Source organism: Brevundimonas sp., from assembly GCF_023259385.1.
Lineage (GTDB): Bacteria > Pseudomonadota > Alphaproteobacteria > Caulobacterales > Caulobacteraceae > Brevundimonas.
On record NZ_JAHFPF010000249.1, the window covers coordinates 1 to 5,109 of the forward strand.

A 5,109-nucleotide genomic window follows, 5' to 3' on the forward strand; every position below is an offset into this window, starting at 1 on the left:
TCGCGTTCAGCAGGTCGGGCTTCTTGCGCTCGGCCTTGGTCATCGAGGAGATGATGGCTTCCTGACGGGCGATCATGCGGTCGTCGATATTGGCGTCGGCCATCTGGGACTTCATCTTGGCCACGCCGGGCAGCATGCCCATGATGCCCTGAAGACCGCCCATCTTCTTCATCTGCTGCAGCTGGGCGGCGAGGTCGTTCAGGTCGAACTGCCCCTTGGCCAGCTTGCGCGCCATGGCCTCGGCCTTGGAGGCGTCCAGTTCCTGGCTGGCCTTCTCGACCAGGGCGACGATGTCGCCCTGGCCCAGGATGCGGCCGGCGACGCGGCGGCTGTCGAACACATCCAGCGCGTCGACCTTCTCGCCGGCGCCCAGATATTTGATCGGCAGGCCGGTGACGGCGCGCATCGACAGCATGGCGCCGCCGCGGCCGTCGCCGTCGGCGCGGGTCAGCACCAGGCCGGTCAGCGGCAGGCGCTCATGGAAGGCCTTGGCGGTGCGGACGGCGTCCTGGCCGGTCAGGCTGTCGGCGACCAGCAGGGTCTCGACCGGCTTGGACACGGCGGCGACTTCCGCCACCTCGGCCATCAGGGCCTCGTCCAGGGTGATCCGGCCGGCGGTGTCGAGGATCAGGACGTCGAAGCCCTGCAGCTTGGCCGAAGTCAGGGCCCGCTTCGCGATCTGCACGGCGCTCTCGCCCGCCACGATCGGCAGGGTGGCGACCTCGATCTGCTCGCCCAGCTTGGCCAACTGCTCCATGGCCGCCGGACGACGCGTGTCCAGCGAGGCCATCATGACCTTCTTGCGGTCGAACTTGGTCAGGCGCAGCGCCAGCTTGGCCGAGGTCGTCGTCTTGCCCGAGCCCTGCAGGCCGGCCATCAGGATGACGGCGGGCGGCGTGGCGTTCAGGTTGATCGGGGTCGGCTCATCGCCGCCCAGCATCTCGACCAGGCCGTCGTAGACGATCTTGATCACCTGATCGGCCGGCTTGACCGAACGGATGACCTCTTCGCCGGTGGCGCGCTCGGTGGCGAAGGCGATGAAGTCCTTGACGACGGGCAGGGCGACGTCGGCCTCGAGCAGGGCCACGCGCACTTCGCGCATCGCCTCGGCCACGTCCTTTTCGGACAGGGCGCCGCGACCGGTGATCCGGTCGAAGACGCCTGTCAGCCGCTCGTTCAGAGCCTCGAACATCAACTACCTCATGCTCATTTTCGCTCTAGGTCGGAACGACCTGAATCCAGAAAATGGGCCAGCCAAACATCCGACGGGTGAGACGGCTCCATACGACAACGGCCTCTGGCGACGATCACGTCGGCAGAGGGTTCTCGCCTGCCTCGTCCATTCGAAAATGGGGTCGTGCAGGTGGAGACGCGAGGTTCACTTGCGTCGGAAGCGGCGGCTTATGGAGGAAAGTCGACCGTTTGTCGACTCGTCGCGCCTCAGACCATGATGTCCAGCAGGACCGCCTCGGTCTTGCCGGTGCGCGCGGCGTCATCCATCGAACGCTGCATCATCTCTTCCATCTTCTGCTGGATCAGCTTGGCGATCTCGTCCTCGACCGAACTGCGCTGCTCGACGGACAGCCCGGCGACGCCGTCCTCGGTCAGGCGTTTGTCGGACAGGACCTCGGCGCGAAGCTTTTCCTTCAGCGCCTCCATCTTCTGCTCGCGGGCCCATTCGGTCAGGCCCTTCTCGCGAATTTCGTCCATCTCCGAACGCGCGGCGTCGATGGAAGCGGGCGATTTCTGCCGGGTCGAATCTGCCCCGAAGATCCCCGTCAGGCCGCTGAGGAAACCACTAACCGGCGAAATAGACATGACTTTCTCCTTGCGCAGGACCCGCGGTCATCTGTCGTCGCCGCCAGTGCTGCAAACGCCGCGCCGAACGCACGTTCGGTTTCAGCGTTCGCCTTGGGATGGCCAGTCCGGGATCCCCTGATACGGTGACGCTCACAGCCTCCCCGCTGAGAGAAACCGACATGATCCAGGCCGCCGACGACCGGTTGCGAGACGAGGTGCGCCTGCTGGGCGGGCTGCTGGGCGAGGTCATTCTCGTCGAGGGCGGCAAGGACCTCTACGACCGGATCGAGGCGGTGCGTCAGGCCTCGGTCGCCTGGCACCGGGACGCGGGCGCCGCGGACGCCCAGCGGCTGGAGCAGCTGCTGGGAGACCTGTCGCTGGATCAGGCGGTCGGTCTGGCCCACGGCTTCGCGGTCTTCTCCCTTTTGGCCAATGTCGCCGAGGATCGGGCGGGCAAGCGGCGGGCGCAGGAGCAGACCGCGTCGGGCGCCCGGCCCGATACGCCCGAGGGCGCGCTTGAGCGGCTGAAGGCCGCCGGGCGCTCGCCGGAAGAGGCTCGGGACCTGTTGGCCAGCGCCCTGATCTCGCCGGTGCTGACCGCCCACCCGTCCGAAGTCCGGCGCAAGAGCGTCATCGATCGCATCGCCTCGGTCTCCGATCTGCTGGACGCCTGCGACCAGAACGGCGCCGCCTGCGATCTGGAGGCCCGCGACGCCGGCCTGCGCCGCCAGACCACCATCCTGTGGGCCACGCGGCTGGTGCGGCAGGCCGGACTGGTGGTGCAGGACGAGATCGACACCGTCGTCTCCTTCCTGGACCGCGTCTTCCTGCATGTCGCTCCGGCCCAGCTGGCCGAATGGCGCAAGCGGCTGGACGCGCCGGAGCTGGAGCCCTTCATCCGCATCGGGACCTGGGTGGGCGGCGACCGGGACGGCAATCCGAACGTCGACGGCGCGGTGCTGAGCGCCGCCTTCCGCAGCCAAGCCAGGGCCGTGCTGCGCTTCTATCTGGACGAGGTGAACACCCTGGGGGCCGAGCTCAGCCTGTCGGGATCGATGAGCGAGATCTCGCCCGCCCTGAAGGCCCTGGCGGAAGCGTCGGGCGATCATTCGCTCCACCGCGCCGACGAACCCTATCGCCGGGTGCTCAGCCAGATCTACGCGCGCCTGGCCGCAACCCATCCCGTGCTGACCGGCCAGCCCGCGCCGCGCGCCGCCGCCTTCACCGCCCAGCCCTATGAGGGGCCCGCCGCCTTCCGCGCCGATCTGGCCGTGCTGCAGGACAGCCTGGTCGCCAACCACGGCGCGGTCTTCGCCGACGACCGGCTGGCCCGGCTGATCACCGCCGCCGACGTCTTCGGCTTCCACATGGCGACGCTGGACCTGCGCCAGAACTCGGATGTGCATGAGCGGGTCGTGGCCGATCTGCTCAGGGTCGCCGGGGTCGCCGACGACTATGCCGCGCTGGACGAGGAGGCGCGCCTGTCGGTGCTGGCCGCCGAACTGGCCTCGGGCCGGCTGCTGTTCAATCCCTACGAGACCTATGCCGAGGAAACGCTCAAGGAGCGCGGCATCTTGCAGGCGGCGGCCGAAGCCCTGCGCCTGTTCGGTCCGCAGGCCATCCGCACCCACATCGTGTCCAAGACCGACGCAGCCTCGGACCTGCTGGAGGTCTATCTCCTGCTCAAGGAAGTCGGCCTCTACCGCCCCGAAGACCCCGCCGCCTGCCCGGTCCAGGCCGCGCCCCTGTTCGAGACCATCGGCGACCTGCGCGCCTCCCGCCCGACGCTCGAGCGCCTGCTGAAAGAGCCGTCCGCCCTCGCTGTCGCCCGGGCGCGGGGGGTGCAGGAGGTGATGATCGGCTATTCCGACAGCAACAAGGACGGCTCCTACCTGACCTCGACCTGGGAGCTGCACGAGGCCTCGCGCGCCCTGTTGCAGGTGACCGACGCGGCGGGCCTGCGCCTGCAGCTCTTCCACGGTCGGGGCGGCGCCGTGGGCCGGGGCGGCGGCTCCAGCTTCGCCGCCGTGCTGGGCCAACCGCAGGGCACCGTGGCCGGCCGTATCCGGGTGACGGAACAGGGCGAGGTCATCGCCAACAAGTACGGCGAGCCGGAGGTGGCGCGACGCAACCTGGACGCCCTGACCTGCGGTGTCCTGTTGGCCTCGCTGGCCCCGCCGCCGGACGCCGAGCTGACCGCGCGGCACGGCGCGACCCTGTCGGGGCTGTCGCGGACCTCGATGAGCGCCTACCGGGCCCTGGTCTATGAGACCGACGGCTTCGTCGACTATTTCCGCGCCGCCACCCCGATCGCCGAGATCGCCGATCTGAAGATCGGGTCGCGTCCGGCCTCGCGCACCGCCTCCACCGCCATCGAGGACCTGCGCGCCATCCCCTGGGTGTTCAGCTGGAGCCAGAGCCGGGTCATGCTGCCGGGCTGGTTCGGCTTCGGCTCGGCGGTACAGGGCGTGGACATCAACGAGCTGCGCCAGATGCACCATGACTGGCCGTTCTTCCGCACCCTGATCCAGAACATGGAGATGGTCATGGCCAAGGCCGATATGACCATCGCCCGCCGCTACGCGGGGCTGGTGCCGGATCAGGCGCTGGCCGACCGCGTCTTCTCCGCCATCCGGGCGGAGTGGGACCGGACCGAGGCGGCGGTGCTGGCCATCACCGGTCAGGACGCCCTGCTGGGCGGCCAGCCCGAATTGGACCGGCTGATCCGCCTGCGCATGCCCTATGTCGAGCCGCTGAACCACGTGCAGATCGAACTGATCCGCCGCCGCCGGGCCGGGGATGACGATCCGCGCGTGCGGGAAGGCATCCTGCTGGCGCTCAACGGGGTGGCGGCGGGGCTGCGCAACAGCGGCTGATCAAGGTTCAGATGTCCGCGATTTAATGCGGCGTCTCTATTTCGCCGCCGAACTCTCACGGGGTTGAAACAGGGTCGGCCCATACGGCCGGGGTCGCCGCCCCCGGGCGATGCAGAGCTCCCCAAGGAGACCGCCATGAAAACCCTCGCTTCCCTGACCGCCGTCCTGGTTCTGGCCACCGCCGGCGCCGCCTCCGCCTCCGCCGCCGACGCCCGCATCGGCTGGTCCGATCTCAATCTGGCCAGCGTGGCCGGCGCCGACGCCTTCGACCAGCGCGTCGAAGCCGCCGCCCGGGCGCTTTGCCGCGACGCCCGACGCCCCGGCAGCCGCCTGGACGACCGCGCCTTCTGCGAGGCCGCCGTGCGCCGCGAGGCCGTCCGCCAGCTGCCGGGCGCCGCCCAGGTCGACTACGCCGCCAGCCGCCGCGCCGCCG

At 69.4% G+C, this 5,109-nt stretch carries 4 protein-coding genes; 2 read left to right on the plus strand and 2 right to left on the minus strand.

Annotated elements, in window-relative coordinates; translation table 11 throughout:
• Together ffh and Q0C81_RS15785 are read right to left on the minus strand one after the other, a co-directional pair.
• Nucleotides 1–1,192, minus strand: a 1,192-nt coding sequence (ffh, locus tag Q0C81_RS15780) for a signal recognition particle protein (RefSeq protein ID WP_291840066.1), incomplete at its 3' end; no start/stop codon positions are given.
• Between the two features lie 248 nt (nucleotides 1,193–1,440).
• Nucleotides 1,441–1,818: a hypothetical protein gene (locus Q0C81_RS15785; protein WP_291840068.1), complete on the minus strand. Its 378-nt coding sequence runs from the start codon at nucleotides 1,816–1,818 to the stop codon at nucleotides 1,441–1,443.
• Nucleotides 1,819–1,979: 161 nt separating this feature from the next.
• Here Q0C81_RS15785 and ppc point away from each other — a divergent pair, with 161 nt between their 5' ends.
• On the plus strand, nucleotides 1,980–4,676 hold the full coding sequence (gene ppc / locus Q0C81_RS15790) for a phosphoenolpyruvate carboxylase (RefSeq protein ID WP_291840070.1): 2,697 nt from the start codon (nucleotides 1,980–1,982) through the stop codon (nucleotides 4,674–4,676).
• Between the two features lie 135 nt (nucleotides 4,677–4,811).
• Nucleotides 4,812–5,109 (plus strand): UrcA family protein (locus Q0C81_RS15795; RefSeq protein ID WP_291840073.1); only part of this gene is annotated, 298 nt, incomplete at its 3' end.